Here is a 24037-nt window from a genome sequence, read left to right as displayed (position 1 = left end):
GGCCGGGTCGACTGGGGACGAGGCGCCCGGCGAGTGACGCGCGACGACAAAATGCGCGACGACAAGTCGTTGGCGCGCGACGACAAGGTCGGGTCGACTGGGGACGAGGCGCCCGGCGAGTGACGCGCGACGACAAATCGTTGGCGCGCGACGACAAGGCCGGGTCGCCTGGGGACGAGGCGCCCGGCGAGTGACGCGTGACGACAAATCGTTGGCGCGCGACGACAAGGCCGGGTCGCCTGGGGACGAGGCGCGCGGCTAGTGACGCGTGACGACAAGTCGTTGGCGCGCGGCGACAAGGCGCGGCCGTCGGCGGCGGCGCACGATGGGTCCACGGAGAACGAGCCATGACGTTTCTGATCCCGACCCACGAGCAGGCCCACGCCGGCCTCCGCGCCATGAAGACAGTACTCACCGCGGCCGGCCCGCTGGCGCCGATCCGCCGCGAGGCGCTGGGGGCGATCCAGAGCCACCTGCTGCGCACCGCCGTCGACCTCGACGCGCTCGGCCCGATCACGCCCGAGGAGCTTGCGGCGGCGATCGACGACCCCGCGCTGCGCACCCAGCTGATCAGCGGCATGGTCACGCTGACGCTCGTCCGCGACACGGTGGCAGACGAGGAGCAGGCGGCGATCGAGCGGTTCGCGGCGGGGCTCGCGGTCGAGCCGGTCACCCTGGCGCAGTTGCGCAAGTTCCAGACCGAGCGGCTGATGGCGCTGCGCGTCGACGTGATCCGCCGCAGCCTGGCCGGCCCGGGGATCAAGCAGCTGTACGAGGACCAGGGCTTCCTCGGCGTCGTCAAGAACTTCGGCAGCTTCGCCGGGCTGTGGGAGAACAGCGCGGTGGCCGAGCGCTACAGGGCGCTGGAGAACTACCCCGAGGGCTCGCTGGGCAAGGAGCTGTGGCGGTTTTACCGCGCCAACGACTTCAAGTTCCCGGGCGAGAAGCACGGCGCGCCCGAGGCGCTGCTGGCCCACGACCTGTCGCACATCCTCGGGGGGTACGCCGCCGACTTCCAGAGCGAGGGCCTCGTGCTCGCCTTCCAGGCCGGCTACAAGCGCCAGGACGCGTTCAGCGTGCTGGTGTTCCTGCTGCTCAACGGTCAGCACGGCCTGCGCCTGACGGCCTTCGCAGCTCCGGCCCGCGGCTTCTACAACGACAGGCCGGGCGCGATCGACGACGTGGTGCGGGCGTTCGCCCGCGGCTCGCGGGTCAAGCTCGACTTCACCGATCACTGGGACTTCTGGCCGGTGATGGAGCGCCAGGTCGAGGAGCTGCGCCGCGAGTACGGGATCGAGCCGGCGTGACGGCGGTGGTCTCGACGAGAAGGCCTCGCCGAGCGCGACGCGGCGGTCGGCGTCGGCGTGACTGCCGTCCGCAGGCACCGCTATACTGCAGCCCGGCATGACGAGCGACGAGGAGCTGCTCACTGCCTGGCGCGCGGGCGACCGCGCCGCTGGCGACTCGTTGCTGGCGCGTCACTTCGACGTCGTGTGCCGCTTCTTCTACTACAAGGTCGGCGAGGAGGCGGCGGCCGACCTGATCCAGCAGACGTTCCTGGCCATGTGCGAGGGCAAGGAGCGGTTCCGCGGCGAGTCGGCGTTCCGCACCTACGTGCTCGGCACGGCCCGCCTGGTGCTGCTGACGCACCTCCGCCGCAAGCGCCGCGACGCCGAGCACCTCGACCCGATCGAGCACTCGCTGGCCGGGTTCGGGCCGTCGCCCACGAGCGCGCTGGCGCACCGGCGCGAGGAGATGATCCTGCTGCAGGCGCTGCGCGAGCTGCCGATCGACCTGCAGATCGCGTTCGAGCTGTACCACCTCGAGGGCGCCACCGCCGGCGAGCTGGCCCGCATGTACGGGCTGTCCGAACCCGGCATGTACGGGCGCCTGCGCAAGGCCCGGCTGCTCGTCGTCGCCGCTTGCGAGCGCCTGGCCGAGACGCCCGCGCTGCGCGCGTCGACGGTCGACCGCCTCGACGACTGGGTCCGCGAGCTGTCGGCCCGCGGGCTGCCGCGCGGCCCCGCCGCGTGAGCGCCGGCGACGGTCGACTCGACCTGCTCGTGAACAGCGCGGCGTCCTTCGAGCGGGGTGAGTTCACGGCGCGTGGCGACGACGAGCCGCGGCGCCGATCGCTACGCGCACGTCTCAAGCCGACCTGCGGCGGCGACAGCGAGGGAACGTTCGTGGATGGCCTGAAGAGCATGCTCGATCAGACATGCCCGATCGAGCATGTTTGAAGGAGCATGTCTTCAGGCGCAGGCCCGACTCAGCAGTCCTCGGCCAGTGGGTCGTTGGTGTCGCAGATCTTGATCCCGCCGGGCTTGCCGACGACCGGCTTGTCGACCGGCTTGGCCGTGGGACGGGCGGTCGGGCGCGGGTGCGCGGGGGCGGCGGGTTCGGGGAGCGCGGCGGCGGGGGCCGTGACGCGGGCGATGGCGTCCTGGAGCGCGCGGCGGTCGGCCTCGGCCTCGCGCTCGATGTCGTGGATCCCCGCGCGGAGGTCTGCGATCGCCCGGCGGGCGTCGCGGATCGAGGTGTCCTCGCCCGCGGGCGCGAGCACCGGCGCGGGCGTGGTCACGGCGGTGGCCTTGAGCAGCACCGCGAGGCCGAGGCCGACGAGGCCGACGGCGCCGGCGGTCCACAGACCGACGGCGCCCGGGCGCGAGCGCGGGGCGCGAGCGTCGAGCTCGGCCTGCACGTGGACCAGGTGAGCCGCCTGGCTGGCGCGCAGCCGGCCCTCGATCTCCGCGGCGCGCAGCCGCTCCTCGTGCTGGCGGCGCTCCTCGGCCCGGCGCGCCGCCTCGGCGGCCTCGGCCGCGGCCCGGGTCTGCGCCTCGGCCTCGGCGCGGGCGGTCGCCGCGGCGGCCTCGCGGGCAGCGGCCGAGGCGGCTTCACGAGCGGCGGCGGCGGCCTGCTCGCGGTCCTGTCGCTCGCGCTCCATGTCGACGAGCGCGCGGATGGCGATGAGGCCCGATGGTTCGTGGGTAGTGGTAGGCATGGTCTTGAGTCCTCGGGCTATGGGTGTCGAGACCGGGCCGAACCATCACGGCGTTGATGCGCGCGTGGGCGAGCGACCGCTCGAGTTCCAGCGCCTGTTCGCGGAGGTCCGCGGGCGGCTCCTCGGCGAGCCGGCGCCGGCGCTGCGGCTCGGGCGCTATGTGGTGGGCGAGCGGATAGGGGCGGGCGGCATGGGGGTCGTCTACGCCGGCCTCGACCCGGAGCTCGGGCGCAAGGTGGCGATCAAGCTGGTCCGGCCCGATCGCGTCGGAGCCGGCAGCGCGGGCCGCGAGCGCCTGCTGCGCGAGGCCCAGGCGATGGCGCGGGTCTCCAGCCCGCACGCGGTCACCGTCTACGAGGCCGGGACGTGGGGCGAGCAGGTGTTCGTGGTCATGGAGTTCGTGGCCGGCACGACGCTGACGCAGTGGCTCGGCGAGGCGCCCCGCGGCTGGCGCGAGGTGGTCGAGGTGTTCCTGCAGGCCGGGCGCGGGCTGCGGGCCGCCCACCAGGCCGGGCTCATCCACCGCGACTTCAAGCCCGACAACGTGCTCGTCGGCGAGGACGGCCGGGCCCGCGTGGCCGACTTCGGCCTGGCCCACGCGGCCGCCGAGGCGGTGGCGTCCTCGATGGCCCGCGGGACATTGCTGCAAGGACATGTCCTTGGAGGCAGCTCGACCGCGACGGGCGCACTGGTCGGCTCGCTGCCCTATATGTCCCCCGAGCAGCACCGCGGCACCGCGGTCGACGCCCGCTCCGATCAGTTCAGCTTCTGCGTCGCGCTGTGGGAGGCGCTGCACGGCCAGCGGCCGTTCGTCGGCGCGACTGCGGAGGAGCTGCGCAGCCGCGCGCTGGCCGGGACGATAGCGCCGCCGCCGGAGGGAGCGCGGGTGCCGGCGGCGCTGCGGCGGATCCTCCTCCGCGGCCTGCAGGTCGAGCCTGCCCACCGCTGGCCCGACATGGCGGCGCTGCTAGCGGCGCTCGAGCGGGCGAGCCGGCGCCGCGGGCCCGCGCTATGGGCAGTCGGCGCGGCGCTGGCGACCGGGCTGGTCGGATGGTCCTGGCGCACAGAACATGTCCAGGAAGACCTGTGCGCAGGAGCAGGTTCGGAGGCGGCCGAAGTCTGGGGCGAGAGCCGGCGGGCAGCGGTGCGCCAGGCGTTTCTGGCCACGGGCAAGCCCGAGGCGGTCGAGGCGTGGTCGCAGGTGGCGGCCCGGCTCGACACCTACGCCGAGGAGTGGGCGCTTGCCCGCGAGGCCGCCTGTCGCGCCGCCAACGACGCCGAAAGGACAGGTCCCAAGGAGCAAGCGCACCTCGAGCTCGCCTGCCTCGACCGCAGCCTCGGCGAGCTGCGCGCGCTGGTGGTGGCGTTCACCGAGGACGCCGAGGGCGTGCTCGGTAACGCGGTCAAGGCGGCGGTCCGGCTGCGACCTCTGGCGACCTGCCGCGAGCGGCCCGAGCTGGCGCTGCAAATCGCACCGAGCGACCCGGCGGTGGCCGTGCAGGTGCAGGCGCTCGCCGGCCGCCTCGACGAGATCGCCGCGCTGCTGAAGGCTGGCGAGGTCGCGCGCGCACTGCCCCGCGCCCGCGAGGCGGCGACCCAGGCCGAGTTGCTCGGCCACGACTTCACGACCGCCGAGGCGCTGGTGCTGCTGGGCTCGTTGCAGTCGCACGCTCGCGACTATGCGGCAGCCGAGGCGACGCTGTTCACGGCGGCGCTGGCGGCCGAGCGCGGCAACAACTTGTCGGCGCTGGTGCGCGCGCGGACCGAGCTCGTCGTGGCCATCGGCTACGGCCAGGGCCGCACCGACGAGGCGCTGCGCTGGAGCGCGCTGGCCCTCAACGCGCTCGGGCGCAATGCCGGCGACCCGATCGAGGTCCGCCTGCGCACCGCGCTCGGGCTGGTCCACGCGCGCCGCGGCGATGGTGCGGCGGCGTCGACGGAGCTCGAGCGGGCCCTCGCGCTCGCCGAGACGACCCTCGGGCCCGAGCATCACGGCGTCGCCACCGTCGTCGGGCACCTCGCCAGCCTGCGCGCCGACGCCGGCGACCTGGACGCGGCGCGCTCGCTGCTGATGCGCGCGCTCGAGATCCGCCGGCACACGCTCGGCGACTCGCACCCCGACACACGGCAGACGCAGGCCCGCCTCGACGCGCTCGGCGCCAGCGAGTGACATCGCCGGGTGCATCCCGCCCCTCGCAGACGACCCCCAACCCCGGTTCCCGCGGGCTGCCTGAGCACGTCGGACGTCCTCGCCCTCGCCGCCAGGAAGAGCTGAGCAAGGCGGCCGCCGGGGGCCTGGCGCCCTGCCGGCCGCGAGAAAGCGTCCCGCCTGCGAACACTGACGGCGGCCTGGCGGACCTCGGGTCGGCCAGTTTGGCAATCAGGGTCGGCGCGCGCGACCAAAGCGCGGCGACGCAGTCTTGGCAGGCCGAGCCCGACCGATCGTCCCCCATGCCCCACGCCGCCAGCGCACCCGCGTCGGCTGGTGACTGACCGGGTTCCCCGGCGCCGGCAAGCGCGGCGGTGGGACCTCCGCCTGATCCGTCGATTCATGGTCGTCCTCGGCCCGATCAGTTCGCTCTACGACATCCTCACGTTCTACGGGCTCCTCCACCTGTTCCACGCCTCGCCCACGCTGTTCCACACCCGCTGGTTCGTCGAGTCCCTGGTCACGCAGACGCTGGTGTTGTTCGTCATCCGTACCGCCGCGCGCCCATGGGACAGCCGGCCGAGCCGGCCGCCCTTGCTCACCGTGCTGGCCGGCCGGCCGAACAAGCAGATCCAGCGTCGACGGCAGGACGACCTCGAGGCTGCCTACGCCTGCAAGCCGGCAAGAAGTGCCGCTCCGCGTCACGCTCGGCCGAGCGACCGATCGACAAACAACCCGCCAGCGACTCCATTCAGTGGTGGGCGCGGCCCGTCGCCCGGACCGCCCGGGCCGATCGAAATCACGCGGGGACGCAGACGCCGAGGAACCCGAGCTCCGGCGGCAAAAGACCGCCCGTCTCGTCTTCGTAAGGAACACACGTCAGCGGATCCGGGCATGGGTTCGGCGCACCGAGGTCGCAATAGCTCGCGCAGATACCCTCGACACCCGGAGATTCGCACGCAGGATAGTTCTGCTGACAGGCGCAAACCAGGCCGACATGGCAGTCGTTGTTCCATATGCACGGGGCTCCGACCTGAGCGCCAGGGTCACCCAAGTCGCGGCAGTTCGCATAGACGAATTCATGCCCGTCATTGTCCACTGTACAGACTTCGTCCTGCATACATCCGAAATTGGAGATCGGGTTGCAATCCTGCGGTCCCTGACAATTCAAATCGCACTGGGGTTGACCGTCGCAAATGTCCTGATCGTCGACGATTCCGTCCCCGCAGGTCGTGACCTCGCACTTGCCCAAATGACACAGCTCACCCGCGGCCATGTCGCACTCCGAATGGTCCTGACACAGCCCGCACTTCGGCTCCTCGGGGAACAGGTCGTTGAACATCTCCAACCCGGCCTGACACGCATCCAGGCACAATTGCGCGTCGGCCTCGCTGCCTTGCCAGCACATGCCGTTGTCGCCGTAGCCCATCTGCACCGTCGGGAGGTCGCCCGGGGCCACTACCGCGACGCACTGAAGGTAGCGCTCGCAAATCGCGTGGGGACCCGCGCCCCCGGTGTCCGAGCCCGTCCCCGATTCGGAGCCCGTCCCGGTCGACTGCTGCCCCCCCGTGCCAGAGGGATCTGCGCCGCTGACCCCGCTAGAGGTCGTCGCCTGCGTGGTTTCGGTGTTCGACGATCCATCCGGACACCCCGAGGCAACTAGAGACAGGCAGGGCACCAGCGGCGAGAGCATGAAGCGAACGCGCATATCGCGTTGATACACCAAAATCGGGGGCGGCGCAAGCAGCGCACGCCGCGCCCGTCGCCCATCGAGACTCCTACGTCGTCGGGAGCTCGTAATGAACGATCACGACCATGTCACGAATCACGCCATCCTTGAACCGAGAGTAGGTTATACCGTCGATGGTGTATTCCTGCCGGTACTTGTCCGGGAAGATCGGATTGGCGGCGCTGGCGTCGACCGTCACCTTCCACGGCCCCGGCTCGGTATCCGGAGGAGTCGAATAGCTGCTGGTCGGCAGGTCCCCGAGCACGGGGGCCGTTTGCAGATGTTGCGTCCCGATCGTCACCCCGTCGCGCTTGAGCGTGACGTCATCGACCTGCTGTGGATCGTCGGTCACGAGAACGAGGCGAACCGCCTTGATCTCGAGATTCGGCCATCTCGCTGCCAGGTACGGGAAGCGCTCGGCGACCAGATCCATGTCGAACTCGCGCACCGAGGTCGCGGTCTCGGCGTAGAGGAAGGCGTGCCAGGCCGCCGAGAAGTCGGTGGACGCGCGCAGCAGCAGCGCCGAACCCAGCACGTCTGAATTGTTGGCGTATTCGTTCGCCGCCTCGATCTGCGCATTCGCCAGCGCCGCGGTCCGCAGCGCGCCGCCGCCCTCGCGTGCGGTGTATTGGACCGTGACAACGACATCGGCGATCGTCCGATAGTCGAACTGACGCCTGGTCTGCGGCAGGTCGATCCGCCAGGTAGCGATCACCCCGGCGCCCTCGAACGGCAAGAACCGCGGGTCGTTGAGGTTCGACTCGAACATCCCGGTGCTGTCCTGACCGCTGCTCGTCGCAATCTGTTCGACCTTCCCGACCCGATACTTGAACCTCCCGTCGTTACCGGTATCCTCGGCGTAATCCTCCCCGATTACCGGCGACACGCGGATCTTGCTCGATTCGAGCGTCAGCGTGCAGCCGACGTTGACGTGCGGCCCCGTGACCCCCGGCAGCGCCACGCTAACCATCTTGATGCGCCGCAAGTAGTGTCCCGGGTGATCGAAGTCGAACAGGTGCTCCGGCACCCGCATGTAACATGACCCGGTCTCTCGCAGCTGCACGAGCGCGTACGGATCGAGCTGAGCGAGCGAGATGCGCTTCGTCAGCTCGTACTCGCGAATGTTGTTGTCGAGGTACGCGGCGTCGAGGCGCCGCAGGTCCAGCGCGAGGAGCTCGCCGGCGAGCAGTCCGGCCCGGGATTGATCCCAGTAGCCGAACCCGATGAAGCTCTCGTCGGTATGCAGCTCGTATTGATAGGCCTTCTCCGCGGCGACGGCCGCGCGGTACGCCAACTCGTAGGCCTGCTTGTAGAGGGACGACAACTTGCCGATCATCCACCCGTAGAGCTCGCTGTCGGTGTACTTGGAACGCATAAAGGCGTCCTCGACCTCGGCGTTCTCGATCTGCTGATCGTGCGCTCGCAGTTCCTTCTCGCTGACGACCTTCCTCGCTCTCGCGGCCTCGACCTGTTGCTCGATTTGCGCCAACTCGAGGTCGGCGAGCGTGACCTGAAGCTTCCAGTCCTGCAGGCGGCGCTCGTACGTCGCGGTCGTGCCCGCGAGGCTCGACGCCATGGAATCGTACGAACTCTGCGTGTGCAAGATCCCCGCGATCATGTTGGCGACGGCGGCCAGCTGCGAGCCGCCGAACGACGCCTTGACCACGGGCGACGACACGCCCTCGACGCCGCCGTCGAAGTCCGGAATGAGCCCGAGCTCGCTGCCCAGAAAGCTGGCCAGCCCCGCGGACTCCGTCGCGCTCATGGCCGACTGTTGAAGCTCGATCTGCGCGTGCTCGTTGGCGATCCACCCGCTCTGAATGAGCCCTTGGTAGTAATCACGCCGCGCCTGCGTGATCGGCCGCGCCGACTCGGCCGCGAGCAAGGCCTGCGCCGCTTCCTCGATCTGCGCCTCCTTCACGGCCCGTGCCAGCGCGAGCACCGAACGCTCGTGGGCGTTCCGCAGCAACGCGAGCTCCTCCGCATCGCGCTTCTCATACGCCTGGAGCAGCCCGCTCCCGAGCGCCTTGACCTCGCTGGCGAGCTCGTACGCCTTGGACAGGTAGGTCTGGAAGCGGTACACCGGCGCCCGGCCCGTGAGCTGCGAGAGCGCCGAGGCGAGATCGCCGCCGCCTGCGAGCGCCTTGATGATCTGGCCCGGATCGATCGGCGGATCGAAGAGCGCGAGCCGCCGCTCGACGCCGTGAATGTCCTGGCAGTGACGGATCTTGAACAGGCGGTCTTCGACGACATCCCAGTACGAGAGCAACTTCGGGTTGCCGGGGACGCAGAAGTACCAGAACCGCGGCGCGGAGTGCTTGGTGTGCCACGACTCGCCCTTGCTGGCGATGATGTCGAGCTGAATGAAGCCCGGGGGTCCCTTGACCTTGGGCTCGAGCTCCACGAGCGCATTGCTGAAGCTGTCCAGATCCTGGTCGATCTGGTCGTAGGTCTTCACCGCGGGAGCGACCGTCTTCTTGATCTCGACCGGCCTGTCGCCGAGGATCATCTTGGCGAGCATGTAGATCTGCGTCGCCTCGTTGATCGACTCGATCGTGTCCTCGGCGAACCGCGCGTCGCCCCAGGCGATCAGGTTATCGAGGTATCGCATCAGCGTCACCCACTGGTACGCGCCGGTGCGCAGGCGCGCGATCAGGTGCGGGTTGAACGGGTTGTCCCGCCACTCCTCGACCTGATACTCGAACTCGAGGCGCGCGGGGTCGTCCGGATCGTCGCCCTGCAGGAGCCGCAGCAGATCGTTGATCGAGGGGACGTGCGGCGTGGTGAAGAACGGCTTGAACCGCCAGAAGCGGTTGGCATGCTCGATGTCCGACGCCGTCGGATCGAAGATCGCCCGCAGCCATGAATCGGCCTCCTCGTAGCGCCCCTGCCGGCTCATGATGTCGCCGATCAGGAGCGGCGCGTGGAAGAAGATCTCCCAATTGTAGAGGCTGAAAGCGCCGCCGTAGCTGAAGTCGAGCGTGTCCGCGATGGGGGCGGTCGCCGTCGGGAAGGTGAGATCCGCACCCGGCCGATAGTGGTGCTCGTCCGCGTCGTAGTCGGCGACCTGGGGCACGGCCACCTCGCTGATCTGCTGGCGACTGAGCTCCTCTCCCGCGGACCCCGCCAGCGGTCGGAGCAGGCCCTCGACACCGTAGCGCCGGATCTGCCCGAGCAACATCCCGGCATAGGTGTGCTGGAAGACGAACACGCGAAAGAGCTTCTCTTCCCAGTACCCCAGGGTTGTATCCATTTTGGGCGCCGGCGGGGTGAGGAGCACCTCCTCGGACTTGTCGGTGAGTTCCTTGATCATCCCGGCCGATTGACCCGACACGACATTGTCCTTCGTCGGGGTGGCGGTGACCCCGGGAATCGTACCCTTCCATTTCATCGGCACCTGCAGCGAATCAGCCTGGTACTTCTTCTGCGACAGGTCCATGGGGTGTTCGCCGAACAGGGGCGCCGAGTCCGTGGGCAAGAACGCATACGCGCTCCACGGCAGGAGCTCCGTCGCGTTGGGTGGCGGCTTGTTCATCGAGCCGGTCTGCGGGCCCTGCGGCCCCTTCTCGGTCGCCTTGGGAACGACATAGAATTGGTGGCGCTCGGCGAGGACGAAGAATCCAGACTCGCTGAGATCCTCCCCGGGTAGGTCGTGCCTGAACAGGGTCCGGAAACTCGGTGTGACCTCGCTGAAGAGCTCCGCGCGACCGCCGGTCTTCGGCAACCGGAACTTCGCCGGTCGTCCCTCGTACACTTCCAACCATCGTTGACCGAGTCGCCTGCGCGGCGCGTACGTCACATAGTACGGGTCCCCGCCCGAGGCCGAGGAGACGAACCGGCCGATCTTCGGCTTCAAAACGAATCGCCCGAGTGTCGTGACAGTGACACCGTCGGACTTTTCTCCCTGGGACCCGGCGTATGCGCAGACGTGGATTTCCAGCGCCTGCGTCTCCGGTACGATGAAAGCCATGCAAGACCGATTGCGCTTCACCCAATCGAGGGTGTCATATTGACTCGCATCGCCGATGCTGAGCTTGCACCCCTCGGCGTGGAAGCGGCTGGTCCACGATCCGTTCCGCTTCTCGATCCAGAACAGATCGGCGACCGGCTGCTTGATCGGGAATTCCCCGCTGCCACCGAGCGTAGCCGGCATCACGTCCTCCATTCGGAACTCGACCCAAAACACGTAGAGCCGCCCGCCGTAGACCATCGGCATGATATGGTCGCTCTGGATGTCGCCGGGCAGGTCCTCCCAGGCGGTCCAGCGGCGGAGGTCCTGTCGCTTGCGGTAGACGTGGCGGTAGGGTCCGTGTCCAGTGCGAGCGACGACGTGGAGGTCGTTGACCTTGAGATGCTTTGTGTCGGGGTCGTAGTCGCGTTCATGGTACATGCCCATGACCTCGGGGATCGCCACGGACTGCAGCTTCTCGAGGTAGGCGACATAGGCCGTCTCGGCGAGAGACTTGGTGACATCCCCCTGCAGCAGCGTCTCTTCTAGCTCGCGGAAGTACTCGCTCTTGTCGTCGCGCAGGGCGGGGTCGATCCAGTTCTCGGGGTAGAGAAAGACCTTGCGATTGGCCTCCCACACCCGGTAGTGCTTCATCCATTGCCACTCGTTCTCGGCGTCCTCGTCGAATTGGAGGTCCTCCTCGAGCGCCAGGAACACTCGCTGGATGAATTGCTGCACCCCGCTGAGCGCGAACCGGATGCGCGAGGTCATCATGCATACGCTCATCTCCACGTCCATCAACAGATAGGCGTAGAGCTGGTCAGCGCTGGCGATCGGAATGTCAGTCGGATCGGCGTCGATGCCCCTGGCGATCAGCGTGGCGACCAGCGCATCGCGCTGCTGGACCCGGAGCACGTCCTGAATGCTGCGCGCGACGCCTCTCCAGGTGCTCTCGTCATATCGCCCGCGCAGCGCCTTGCGCATGGCGACGGCCTGGCCGACGTTGGGCTCGGATGTCGCCCAGTTGTACACGTCTCTGACCGGAGTGTAGAGCAGCCGGGCGACCGTGACCGTCTCGGCGACGAGCAGCAGCGCCGCCTCATCGTCGAAGTCGGCGACACTGAGCCCGTGGATCGTCTCGCTGGCGAAGCTCACGTCTGCGAGGCTCCAGCCGAGCCGGGACACCAGCAGAGCGAAGACCTCGCCCGTATCGGCCGCGGCCCGCAGTTCGCTCAGCGTCCCCGGGTGATGGGGGAACAGGGCTCGGGCGCGCGTGTAGTCGAACAGCCGCTTCCACCCGGCAAACGCGACCGGCGTGATCACGCCTTCACCGCTCGGCAGGGCGTCGAGGTCGAGCCAGCCGGTCACGCCGTCGCCGTAGAGATAATGCAGGTCGGTCGCGTCGAGCTCAAAGCGAACGATTACGCGGGCGCTCTTGTGGACGCGCTCGTATGCGAACTGGCCGGTGATCTCCGGCGTCGCGTCGTCGAAGAACCCGTCGTCGACGAAGAAGTCGAGGAGGAACGTATCCGACGGCGCGGTAAGGTGTTCCGAGAGCAGCGCCTGCATCGATTCGACCGCGACCCCGAAATGCTCGGCGAATCGCTGGACCACGAACTCTCGGCTCGACCGCTCGCGCAGCGCGGCATAGAGCTCGGTGAGGATGTAGTTGTAGCGTTCGGCGCGTTCATCGAAGGCAGCGCCCCCCACCAGGTTGTTTTTCGCCACCTCGACGTCGCTGAAGAACACCAACCGCGCGTCATTGTCAGGATCGAAGTGCGCGGCGATCCGCGCCTCCTGATCGACGTCCCCCTCCGACGAATTGCCCTGAGCGATCGCCATCGCCGCCTCGACCTCGTCGGCCGCGAGGATCTCCGCCAGCGCGGCGCGAAGACGCTCGCCGAGCGGGCCCTCTCCGAGCCCTCCGGCCTCGAGCGAGTATTTGTCCGCGATCGCCTTCACACCTGCCGCCAGCTCCTTCAGGAAGGGCGTTCGGACCTCCGGGCTCGGCGCAACGCCCGGGGTCGTCGGCGCGGTGTGCTGCAGGAGATACGCGAGCTGCTCGCTGGTGAAGGCGCTGCCGCGAATCGCGGCCACCGCGGCGAGAAAAGACTCTGTCGCGGCGAGGTCGATCTCGCTGGGTGCGCCCACCTCCTCGTGGAATGGAGAGCTGCCGACGACATCGATGAGCCGCCGCAGCTCGAGCAGCGACACGCCGAGTGCCTTGGCGAGGCTCGTGCGCCGGTGCGCGGCGGACAGCTTCGCCATGGTCGTCGTGTTGTCGGGACCCCCGATCCAGCCGTCGAGGAAGACGACCTGTTCCCCCGAGACCCCGAGCGCGGCCTGGACCGTGGCGACGCGCGAGGTTATCGACATGCGGCCGGCCGGGGTCGTCAGTACACCATCCGTCTCGGCGAACAGCGACGTCCCGCCACCGTCGAGGACCCGGTTGATGAATCGGGCCGTGTAGAAGCTGGGCTTGGTCTCGTCGTCCGCGGGCGTGTGGGTCGCTATCGGTGACCAGAGCGTCAACAGGACGTCGAGCGGCAGGCCCAGGCGCTCCTTCAATCGATGGACCACGGCCAGCTTGCGCACCATCTCGGCGTCGAGCGCCGGCATCGCACCGCCGAGCGTATGCAACGCGTGGTCGATCTCCTCGGCGGTCCACCCGAGCTTGCGCTGGAGGCGAACGAATCGATGGATCTTGCCGAGGTCGTCCTCGTCGAGATCCGTCATCTGGGCGAGGTCCAGGTTGCAGTCGTCGGGCGGATTAGCGTACGTGATCTCGAGCCCGCCGATGAAGCGCGTACGCAGCAGCGTGGCCAGCTCCGGGAGCTCGAGCTCCGCGACCTTCAAGAAGGTCGAGACGACGCGCAGCGAGTCCGGCCAGTCGTCCTCGGCGACGTTCCAGTAGGCCCCCGGCGGCCCGCCGAGCAAGCCCGAATTGATGATGATGGACCATGTCAGCTGGTCCAGCCCGAGCCGCGCGCGGGCGCGCCGGTCGGCATAGTCGCCGCCGGCCGGATTCGCGTCCACCATCCGCTCGCGCGAGACGTCGAAGCTCTGGTGATACATCGAAGTCTCGGCGAACGGGAGGTCGAACGGGAGGAGCCACGGGTAGAGTCCCTGTGCCGTGACCTCGTAGGCCTCCTGAATTTGATGCTCCGGGCGGATCGCCAGCTCCTCGGCCGTCCAGGTGGTCTGCCAGAAGCTCGTCGGCACCGACGGCGGCGCCTCCGCGCGGCGCGATACGTGGTATTCGAGCAGTTCGTTGACGAGGTCGATGTAGGGGACTTCGGTGTTGGTATTGATGCAGCTGAGCTCGATGGTCGTCAGCTCGGGGCGGCGCGCCTTGAGAACATCGAGGGCCGAGGACCCGGCGTCCTGCCCCGGTTGATTGGCGAGGAAGTGCAGCAGGTCGACGAAGTAGGCCGACGGGCTGAACACCGAGCGGCAATCCTCGCAGGCGCAGAAGTCGAGGTTGCCGAAGATTGTCTTGAGCTCGGCGTGCGATCCGAATTCCGTCAACATGGACGGCACGTGGCTGTTCGCGACGGGATTGAACGCGGAGGAGAACCGCGCCGCCGTGGCGAGCGCGATCGACGAGGTGTGCGCAGCCTTCTGATAGACCGCACCGGCGATGTCTTCGCCGCCGAAACTGCTCCCGAACCTCCGCAAGAAGTTGGCGCGGCTCATGCGGCTGATCTGGAACGCCGAGTAGATCTCGGCCTGATAGAGCGGCTTGACGACGTTGTAGTGGAGACCGCGCGGAGCGAGGCGGGTCAGCCGCTGGAACCGCTTGAGGTTCGCCTTCGTGGCCGCTGCGTCGGTGACGTGGTCGAGCGCACCAGTGTTATCGGCCAGGTATTCCTCGAGATCGTCGGTGAGCAGCTCGAAGTCGGGGTTGTAGATGAAGAATTGAATCAGGTCGGCGGCACCGGCGATACTCCCGGGGTTCGCGGCGTGGTCGCGCACGATTCGCTGGTGGACGACGGCCGTCGGATACGTGTCGGCCACGATGCGCTCGAGCGTTTCTGCGTACCGCCGGACCCGGTCCTCCTCCGGCCAGTCGGTGGGGATCGATGGCGGCGCGCCGATCGCGGGCGCGGTGTTCAAGAGCGCGATCCATTGGTTGACGTCGAGCTCCGCGAGGTCGCGAAACTTCTTGATCGCCTCGCCGACATCCTCGCGCCTCGCCTGCAACCGCTCGATGAGCGGCATGTGGTCGTTGGCGAGGGCGCTGATCTGGATGGTCCATTGATAGGTGGCCACCACGGTGGGGCCTAGGTCCTTGTCGATCTCAACGGCCGCCCAGAACTCGTCGATCGTACCGGTGTGAGCCAGATGTTTCTGGATGAATAGAAGCTGCTTGTCCGGCTCCGCCTCGGCCCCTGAGGCCGTATCGAGGAGCCGGCGGAACTTCGATTTGATCGTCGGTGCGACCGGGTCGTCGGCCCATACCGCGCTGGCCGCGGCCTGCGCCTGTAGCGCATCGAGTGCTTCTTCCACCGCGGTTTCGCCGGGATCCGAGATGACACCGCGGGCGATGCCGCTCGCTATTGCATTCGCGTGCGCCGCCCGCCCCTCGGCGAGCAACTGGCCGAGATTGGTCGACAGCCCCATCCGTAACAGGGCATAGAACGCCCAGGCCGGCACTGCGTCCGCCGGCACGGCGCTCGCCAGATGTGCGTTCATCCGGTGGGCATGAATGTACAGCGAGATGCGCAACGGATCCATGCCGAGCTTCGCGGCGAGGTACTCGAGATAATCGGCGTCGAGCGCAACGACGGCGACGTCGCCCCGCAGGTCCTCGATCCTGGCCTCGATCCGTCGGTATTCGGAGCGACCGCTGTATTCGTCGTCTCCGACGACAATATCGACGGTGAGTTCGCCGGACACATCGTACAGGAACACGGACCGCCCAATCTCGCCGCCCCCTGAGTTTGAGACGATGACGTAGACATCGAACGAATTCTCCGCACCGGTCGTGCTATACGACAACGTGTACGTGCCATCGCGCGTGATGACGGTGGTGACCGGCGTCCCGTAGGCATCGGCACGGGTTCGGGGCAGGATCGACACCACTTTCCCGGTCACCGGCTCGCCCGCGGTCGTCACCACCTTGCCCGTAACAATGAGACTCGGCATACCGCAATGCTCCTTCGCGCGCAGCGGCGCGACAGACTTCCTCGAGGTTCGAACGAGGTTTGGAACCTAATCCAAGGTGTCAAGCTGTGCAAGAAGAAACTGGTCGCAGCCCGCGGGCCGGATATTTCGAGGCCACAGGGCCGGGGTCGATAGGGCCAGTGAGCGGGAACGCCCATTGATGGGTTAGACAATTGTCCTCGACTTTCATCGTCCATCCCCTACAATGTTCAAACCTCGTGCGCGCTCGTATTCGCGTGCGTATCACTTCTGGGCGGGAGACGGCTCGTGCGTGACATCAGGAACCCTCGGAGCGTGGAGAGCGAGCGTAGCGGCGGCGAGGGTGAGCGCGGCCAGACGCGTGAGCCGGCGCGTCAGACCGCTGCGGCTGGCGAGGGAATGGGCGAGAAGAAGCAGCCATTTCTCGACCGCAGCAAGATGATGCCGGCGATCGATCTGCCGAAGGGCGGCGGCTCGATCCGCGGCATGGGCGAGAAGTTCACGCCGAGCCCGTTCACAGGCGCCGGCTCGTTCGCGGTGCCGATTGCGGCCTCGCCGGGGCGCGCGGGGTTCGGGCCGGCGCTGGCCCTGCAGTACAGCTCGGGCGGCGGCAATTCGGCGTACGGGTTCGGGTGGGCACTCGATCTCCCGACGATCAGTCGCAAGACCGATCGTGGGCTTCCGCGCTACATCGATAGCCTCGAATCGGACACGTTCATCCTCTCGGGCGCAGAGGATCTGGTGCCCGTTCTGAAACCGGTCGAATCGTGGACCGACAGAGGAAGCGTCCGGGATCGCCTGATTGTCGTGCGCGACGGCTATCGCGTCTATCCTTACAAGCCGCGGGTCGAGGGGCTGTTCGCGCGAATTGAACGGTGGGTCGACGATGTTACGGGCGAGTCGCACTGGCGCACTATTACTCGTGACAACGTGACCTCTTATTTCGGCCGCTCGGCCGATTCTCGCGTCACCGACCCCGCGAATGGCAGCCACGTGTTTCAGTGGTTGCTCGACGAAGTGCGGGACGACCGCGGAAATATTTGCCTCTACGGGCACAAGGCCGAGGATCTCGCGGGCGTGGCGACGTGGACGCCGCAGGAGCACGACCGGCGCGCGCCCGGGGTGATGGCGCAGGCGCAGCGCTACTTAAAGAGGATCCGCTACGGCAACGCGAGTCCCGGGGTCGCGAGCAACTTTCGCTTCGAGGTGGTGTTCGATTACGGCGAGCACGGCACGGTGGTCGAGGGTGAGATCGAGGTCTCGCCCAATGAGGATCGAGCGTGGGCGGTTCGCAGCGACCCGTTCTCCAGCTTCCGGGCCGGGTTCGATCTGCGCACGTATCGTCTGTGCCGCCGGGTATTGATGTTCCATCACTTCGCAGCGCTCGATGAAGATCCATATCTGGTCGCGGCCACGGTGCTCACCCACGACGAGACGCCGGCAGCCAGTTTCGTCACCCAGGCAGAGCAGGTAGCGTACGAGAAGAGCGCGATCACGGGTCGGTTCGTTCCGGCCGCTTTTCCGCCGGTGCGGTTCGGCTACAGCCCGGCGGTGGTTGACCTGCAGATCCGCGCGCTCGACGCGGAGTCGCTTGCCGATGTCATGAGCGCGATCGACGGCGGGCAGTATCGCTTCATCGATCTGCACGGTGAGGGGATCCCCGGGATCCTCAGCGAGCAGGCCGGGCACTGGTATTTCAAGCGCAACCTCGGCGACGGGCGCTTCGGGCCGCTCGAGGCGCTGAAGGAGCTACCGTCGACGGCCAACCTCGCGGGCCGGGTGCAGCAGCTCACCGACCTCGATGGGGCCGGGGAAAAGCACCTCGTCAGCTACGGGCCGCCGACGCCGGGATTCTATGAGCGCACGACGGCGGCGGGGTTTGGGGAGTTCCGCAATTTTAAGCAGGTGCCGGAGATCGACTGGCAGGACCCGAATTTGCAATTTATCGATCTCAGCGGCGACGGGCTGCCGGACGTGTTGCTGGCGCGCGATGACCACTTCATCTGGTACAGGTCGTGCGGCAAGGACGGGTTCGATGGGCCTTATCTGGTGCGCAAGCCGCATGACGAGCGCATGGGGCCGGCGCTGGTGTTCGCCGACAACACGGGGTCGGTGTTCCTCGCCGACATGACGGGGGACGGGCTCGCCGACATCGTGCGGGTGCGCAACGGGGAGGTCGCCTATTGGCCCAACCATGGGCACGGGAAATTTGGGCGCAGGATCACGCTCGATGCGAGTCCCGTGTTCGACAAGCCCGATCAATTCCAGCCGGCGCGCCTGCGGCTCGCGGACGTCGCGGGGACCGGGCCGACCGATCTGATCTATCTCGGGACCGAGGGCACCAAGATTTGGTTAAATCAAGCGGGCAATAAATTGTCCGCGCCGGTGACGGTGCCCGGGTTTCCGCTGCTCGACGATGCGGCGAGCGTCGATGTTGTCGATCTGCGCGGGAATGGGACCGCGTGCCTGGTGTGGTCGGCGGGGCGGGGGACTGCGCTGCAGCGGCTTCACTTCATCGATTTAATGAAAGACCAGAAGCCGCACCTGCTGGTCGAGGTCGACAACAATCGCGGGATGATCACCCGGGCGCGCTATGCGGCATCCACGAAGTCGTATCTGCGCGATCGCCTGGCCGGGCGGCCCTGGGCCACGCGGCTGCCGTTTCCGGTCCACGTGGTCGAGCGGGTCGAGGGTCATGATGCGATCGCGCGACAGAAATTCGTTCAGACGTTTGCGCATCACCACGGCTACTTCGACGGGCACGAGCGGGAGTTCCGCGGGTTCGGCATGGTCGAGCAGTGGGACACGGAGTCCTACGAGGACTTCGAGGGGGCCGGGCTCTTCACCTTCGAGCACGAGACGGTCGAGGAGAACCTGCACCAGCCGCCGGTGCACACCAAGACGTGGTTCCACCCGGGAGCGTTCCTCGGATGGGAGCGCGTCAGCCAGATCTTCAAGCAAGAGTACTATCCGGGCGACGCGGACGTGATGCAGTTGCCGGACACGCGCTGGCCTGCCGGCCTCACGCCCGAGGAGGCGCGGGAGGCGACCCGGGCGCTCGCGGGTCGTGCGCTTCACGTCGAGGTGTACGCGCTCGACGGTACCGAGGCAGCCGTCCACCCGTACACTGTCACGGACGCGAACTTCCAGCTCCTGCTCCTGCAGCCGCGGGCGAGGCTGCCTCACGCGGTTCTGTACGTGCACGAGCGCGAGTCGATCGTGCACCACTACGAGCGACGCCCCGACGATCCGCGGGTCGCCCACAGCCTCGTACTCGCGGTCGACGCTTTCGGCATGGCGACGCGCACGGCCAGCGTCGTCTATCCGCGCCGTACGCCGGCTCATCCGGAGCAGGGCGCGCTCGCTGTGCTTTTCAATGATGCGATGTTCGCGCATACGACCGGCGAGGCCGACGACTACCGCGTCGGCGTCCCGCTGACGGCCCGGGGCTTCGAGCTCTGCGGTCTCTCGGCACCGCTGAACAATCGGCCGTTCACGTTCGTGGCACTGGCGAGCGCCGCCGATAGCGCGACGGAGATCGCGTTCGAGGCGTCGCCGACCGGGGCGCTCGAGAAGCGTCTGCTGTCCGACGCGCGCATGCGTTACTGGGCCGACGACCTCAGCGGTCCGCTCGCGTACGGCTCCCCCGGCAAACGCGCGCTCGTGTACGACACCGACACCAAGGCGATGACCGAGGACCAGTTCGATGAGCTGTTCGGAATTCAAGCCGAGGCGCCCGACTCGACCGTGATGGCGGACGAGGGCGGCTACGTGCTGGCCGGTGGCGCGTACTGGATGCGCTCGGGCCGCCAGGTGCCGTCGGCGAGCAAGTTCTATCAACCGGTCGAATTCCTCGATCCCTTCGGCAACTCGACCACGGTCGAGTACGACGCCGACTCACTGTTAATCCTCGAGGTCGAGGACCCTGTCGGCAACACGGTGACGGCGGAGGTCGACCTCCGCGTGCTCGCGCCGTGGAAGCTGACCGACGCGAACGGCAACCGGGTCGCCGTGGGGTTCGACACCCGCGGCGTCGTCGTCAAATCCGCGATCATGGGCAAGGACGGGGCGAACGAAGGCGACACGCTCACGGCGCCGACCAGCACGTTCGAGTACGATCTGTTCGCGTGGAAGAACGAGCAGAAGCCGCCGTGGGTCAAGACCCGGGCGCGCGAGACGCACGCCGACGTGAACACGCGCTGGCTCGAGAGCTACGCCTACTTCGACGGCGCCGGCCGCACGCGCATGACCAAGATGCAGGCCGCACCGGGCCTCGCGCCCCAGCGCGACGTGAACGGCGAGCTCGTGCTCGACGGGGGGCAGCCTGTCCTCGTGGACACGTCGCCGGCCGTTCGATGGATCGGCACCGGTCGCACCGTGTTCGACAACAAGGGCAACCCGGTCAGGCAGTACGAGCCCTACTTCTCGAGCATCCCGGGCTCCGAGGACGAGGCCGAGCTCGTGGAGCAGGGCGTGACGCCCGTGCTCCATTACGACCCGCTCGACCGCCTCGTCCGCACCGAGCTGCCGAACGGCACCGAATCCCGGGTCGAGTTCGACGGATGGACGCAGGTCAGCCATGACCCGAACGACCTGGTCGAAGGGTCAGACTGGTATACGAGCCGCATCAGCTACAACGGGGCCGACGAGGGCCTGCTCGCCGAGAAGCGGGCGGCCGAGCTGGCGTACGCGCACCGCGACACGCCGACGACGACGCACCTCGACCCGCAGGGGCGGCCGTTCCGCGTCGAGCAGCACAATGGCTTCGACGGCGGCGACCCGGTGCTCCACGTCACCGAGTCGGTCCTCGACGTCCAGGGCAACGTCCTCGAGGTGCTCTACTACCTCCAGGACAATCTCGTGGAGCGCACCGCCCAGGAGACCGTCTATGGCATGCTGGGGCAGGCCCTGAAGACCCTCTCGACAGACGCCGGCAATCGCGTCATGCTCGCCTCCGTGCTCGGGGAGCCGATCCGCGCCTGGGGCGACCGGGGGTTCATCACCCGGGTCGTGTACGACGCGGCGCGGCGGCCGACCGAGCAGTGGGTGAAGCCGGGCGCCGGCGCCGAGGAGCTCGTCACGTTCAACATCTACGGCGAGCAGGTGGCCAACGCCGAGGACTACAACCTGCGCGGCCAGCTCTACCGCAGCTACGACGGCGCCGGCGCGCTGACGGCGGAGGAATTCGACTTCAAGGGCAACCTCCTCTGCCAGAGCCGCAAGGTCGCCGAGGACTACACGACGACGCCCGACTGGGCCGACCTCGCCGACGAGGCGACCCTCGCCGCCATCGAGACTGCCGCCGCTGCATTGCTCGAGAGCGAGACGTTCACCACCGGGACGACCTACGACGCGCTGAGCCGTGTCACCACGCAGACCACGCCCGACGGCAGCGAGACCGAGAACCTATACGACGAGGGCGGGCGGCTCCTGGCGGTGCGCAGCAAGCTCCGCGGGGCGGGGACCGCGACGGACTTCGTCGACGCGATCGAGTACGACGCGAAGGGCCAGCGTCTCCGTGTCGTGTACGCCAACGACACGACGACCGAATATACCTACGACCGCGAGACCTTCCGGGTCGCACGCATCAGGACCGATCGCGGCGGCGTCAACGCCGCGACGATGCAGGACCTCAAGTACACCTACGACCTGGTCGGCAACATCGTCGAGATCCGCGACCACGCCCAGCAGACGGTGTATTTCAACAATGCGGTCATCAGCCCCCGACAGCGCTACGAATACGACGCGGTCTATCGGCTGACGAAGGCCGAGGGCCGCGAGACGCCCAACGGGCAGCTGAACCACGCTTCGCTGGTCCCGAGCGCGAGCCCACCGCCGAACGACCCGAGCGCGGTCGTGGCCTACACCGAGGAGTACACCTACGATGAAGTCGGCAACATCGTTGAGATGAAGCACACCGCGACCGGCAACAACTGGACGCGCCGCTACCAATACGCCACCGATACCAACCGCCTCGCCGCCACGAGCATGCCTGGCGACCCAGTGAACGGCCCCTACACGGGCTCGTACACCCACGACGCTCACGGTAACATGACGGTGATGCCACACCTACCTGATGGCCTCACCTGGGATCACGCAGATCGCCTGCAGAAGACCGACGAGGGCGGCGGCGGCGTTACCTACTACGTCTACGACAGCGCTGGCCAGCGCGTCCGCAAGGTACACGTCAACCAGGCGGGCACCACCAGCAAGCAGCGCCTCTACTTCGGCGCCTGGGAGAACTACCGCGAGCACACGAGCATCAACACCACGCCGGTCCTCGACCTTGAGCGCGAGACGCTGCACGTCCAGGATGACACCGGGCGGATCTGCCTCGTCGAGACGAAGCTCGTCGCCAGCGCGACGCCCATCGGCAGCCCCGTGAGTCGGCCGCGCTACCAGTACAGCAACCACCAAGGCTCGGCGGCGCTCGAGCTCACCGAGGCGGGCGAGGTCATCTCGTATGAGGAGTACCATCCCTACGGAACGATCAGCTACACCGCGGCCGACTCGAGCGTCGACGTGTCGCCGAAGCGGTACAGGTACACTGGGAAGGAGCGCGACGAAGAGACCGGCCTAGCTTATCACGGCGCTCGGTACTACGCGTCTTGGCTGGGGAGATGGACTGCGGCGGATCCGCTCGGGTTGGGCGACGGCATTAACAGATATGCCTACACGACCTGTAATCCCGTGCGGTTGCGAGATCCAAGCGGCACTCGCGGGGTGGCGTCTGAGGAACCCGAGGTTTTCATCCCCAAGAATGGTGAGAACCCTGCGGTAGAGCTCCATCAGACGGGAATGGAGCCTGTGCATGCACATATTCAAACGGGCAATCGCCTGGGTGTAGCCTCTTTGCGCAATCATCGGCCAGATTTTCGCGCGGCCTACCAAGATGCACAGGATCAGCGCAACGCCGAGGCCGCGGAAGCAATCGTGGCCGCGGCTTGGCAAGTTAAGAAAGATGAGATTGCGGCCCAAGAAGAAGAGGCGCATGCGACTCCGTACGCAGAGAGAGCTTATCGAGCTCTGTTTGGTCGGCCTCACCCGATCAAGACTCCCGAAGGCCTCGGCGGAGAGGTCTCGACTCCCCTTCCGTATGACTCGCTGAATGCAATGGATGCGGGCGTCAGCGCGGCGAATGATACGTTTGGTGGTGTGCTTGGGTTCGGGTCAATGAAGATGTCACGCCCGCGTGGCGGAGGGGGAGGCGTAAAGACTGGTCGCACGGCAAAGATCAGCAAGCATGACGTCCTGAACGCTCAAGGCTTGGAGCCTGAAACTCAGTTTCCCAAAGCCAAGCTCGACAAAATTGTGAGAAACCTAGAGAGGGAAGGTGTTCTAGTCCTTCGAGGCAGGGAAGCAGATGAATTTCTGGCGGACAAGGATGCCCACGGTATGTATCTCGATCGCCCGGGCGGAGTGCCTGGGATCCTTGTTTTGCCCGACAATGCAACTGCGCCGACCATCGTAGAGGAACTTCTGCACTTGGGGCAGGCAAGGAAGCGTGGCTGGAGAGAGATTTCGCGGCTCGAGGAGGTTAATGACGAAATTGAAGCTCACAAAAAATTGATCAAGGTTCTCGCGCCTCGTCTGAACTGGACGCAGTATGAGATTCTGCTGCTGCAGTATAATCTGCAGACGTGGAAGCGAGAGGCGAAGCATTTGCGAGCATACGGGAATCAGACGTCCCAATGAGAAAAGTGCAGATTGTAGTGTTGCGAACCCATCCGCCTGTGGGCTGGTTTCTTCAACAGGATATCTGGACCGTCGTCCTAAGAGCGCCAGAGATCGAGCTCACCCAAGGCCTTCAACTTGTCGATCCATCTGGGGGACGCTGGAGGATATATGGCGGCGTGCGAGGAGCGGGATGGAAGGCACATGTCGAGCCGCTCGCGCGGCTCATGAACATTCAGCGTATGAGTGGAACCCATACGCTGAATGTCGGAGATGTGCTTGTTTCGGCGGATGAGCCTGACAGCCCTGGGTCATGACGTGCACGCATTTGGGGACCTGTCTGCGGTTCGAGCTCCTAGTGTCCTGAGTCTCAAGTCCAGGCAATTACTT

General features: G+C 67.1%; 8 protein-coding genes and 1 pseudogene. 6 read left to right on the top strand and 3 right to left on the bottom strand.

Going from position 1 to position 24037, the window contains the following annotated elements; genetic code table 11:
• The first annotated feature begins 347 nt into the window (after positions 1-347).
• The 3 genes from O0S08_RS32710 to O0S08_RS32700 all read left to right on the top strand — a co-directional run bounded on the left by O0S08_RS32710 (position 348) and on the right by O0S08_RS32700 (position 2240).
• The gene (locus O0S08_RS32710) at positions 348-1307 is read left to right on the top strand and encodes a hypothetical protein (RefSeq protein WP_269033313.1); all 960 of its coding nucleotides are present in this window, start codon (positions 348-350) and stop codon (positions 1305-1307) included.
• Positions 1308-1404: 97 nt separating this feature from the next.
• A complete protein-coding gene (locus O0S08_RS32705) occupies positions 1405-2034 on the top strand; it encodes an RNA polymerase sigma factor (protein ID WP_269033312.1) in 630 nt (209 codons plus the stop codon).
• Entirely contained in the window at positions 2031-2240 is a 210-nt protein-coding gene (locus O0S08_RS32700) for a hypothetical protein (protein WP_269033311.1), read from the top strand. Before O0S08_RS32705 ends, O0S08_RS32700 begins: the two co-directional genes overlap by 4 nt.
• A gap of 29 nt (positions 2241-2269) precedes the next feature.
• On the opposite strand, the gene O0S08_RS32695 is transcribed toward O0S08_RS32700, so the two are convergent.
• Positions 2270-3001, bottom strand: a complete 732-nt coding sequence (locus O0S08_RS32695) for a hypothetical protein (protein ID WP_269033309.1) — start codon at positions 2999-3001, stop codon at positions 2270-2272.
• A 64-nt stretch (positions 3002-3065) separates the two neighbouring features.
• Between O0S08_RS32695 and O0S08_RS32690 the strand changes: the two genes are divergently transcribed.
• Positions 3066-5171: a serine/threonine-protein kinase gene (locus O0S08_RS32690; RefSeq protein ID WP_269033307.1), complete on the top strand. Its 2106-nt coding sequence runs from the start codon at positions 3066-3068 to the stop codon at positions 5169-5171.
• A gap of 315 nt (positions 5172-5486) precedes the next feature.
• Positions 5487-5735 (top strand): annotated as a pseudogene (locus O0S08_RS51365) (cation transporting ATPase C-terminal domain-containing protein); the annotation flags it as partial.
• Positions 5736-5949: 214 nt separating this feature from the next.
• Here the strand turns inward: O0S08_RS51365 and O0S08_RS32685 are convergent.
• Together O0S08_RS32685 and O0S08_RS32680 are read right to left on the bottom strand one after the other, a co-directional pair.
• On the bottom strand, positions 5950-6858 hold the full coding sequence (locus O0S08_RS32685; RefSeq protein ID WP_269033305.1) for a hypothetical protein: 909 nt from the start codon (positions 6856-6858) through the stop codon (positions 5950-5952).
• A 70-nt stretch (positions 6859-6928) separates the two neighbouring features.
• Positions 6929-15976: a Tc toxin subunit A-related protein gene (locus O0S08_RS32680; RefSeq protein ID WP_269033303.1), complete on the bottom strand. Its 9048-nt coding sequence runs from the start codon at positions 15974-15976 to the stop codon at positions 6929-6931.
• Between the two features lie 312 nt (positions 15977-16288).
• Between O0S08_RS32680 and O0S08_RS32675 the strand changes: the two genes are divergently transcribed.
• Positions 16289-23668 (top strand): SpvB/TcaC N-terminal domain-containing protein, encoded by a 7380-nt coding sequence (locus O0S08_RS32675; protein WP_269033301.1) that lies wholly within the window; start codon positions 16289-16291, stop codon positions 23666-23668.
• The last annotated feature ends 369 nt before the right edge of the window (positions 23669-24037 follow it).

This window comes from Nannocystis punicea (assembly GCF_026965555.1).
Classification (GTDB): Bacteria; Myxococcota_A; Polyangia; order Nannocystales; family Nannocystaceae; genus Nannocystis; species Nannocystis punicea.
This window is presented reverse-complemented; position numbering and strand designations above follow the sequence as displayed.

Bases quoted from the DNA above. Each gene is read 5' to 3' on its own strand.
- O0S08_RS32680 (WP_269033303.1), bottom strand. From the start codon at position 15,976: ATGCCGAGTCTCATTGTTACGGGCAAGGTGGTGACGACCGCGGGCGAG.
- O0S08_RS32705 (WP_269033312.1), top strand. From the start codon at position 1,405: ATGACGAGCGACGAGGAGCTGCTCACTGCCTGGCGCGCGGGCGACCGC.
- O0S08_RS32695 (WP_269033309.1), bottom strand. From the start codon at position 3,001: ATGCCTACCACTACCCACGAACCATCGGGCCTCATCGCCATCCGCGCG.
- O0S08_RS32685 (WP_269033305.1), bottom strand. From the start codon at position 6,858: ATGCGCGTTCGCTTCATGCTCTCGCCGCTGGTGCCCTGCCTGTCTCTA.
- O0S08_RS32710 (WP_269033313.1), top strand. From the start codon at position 348: ATGACGTTTCTGATCCCGACCCACGAGCAGGCCCACGCCGGCCTCCGC.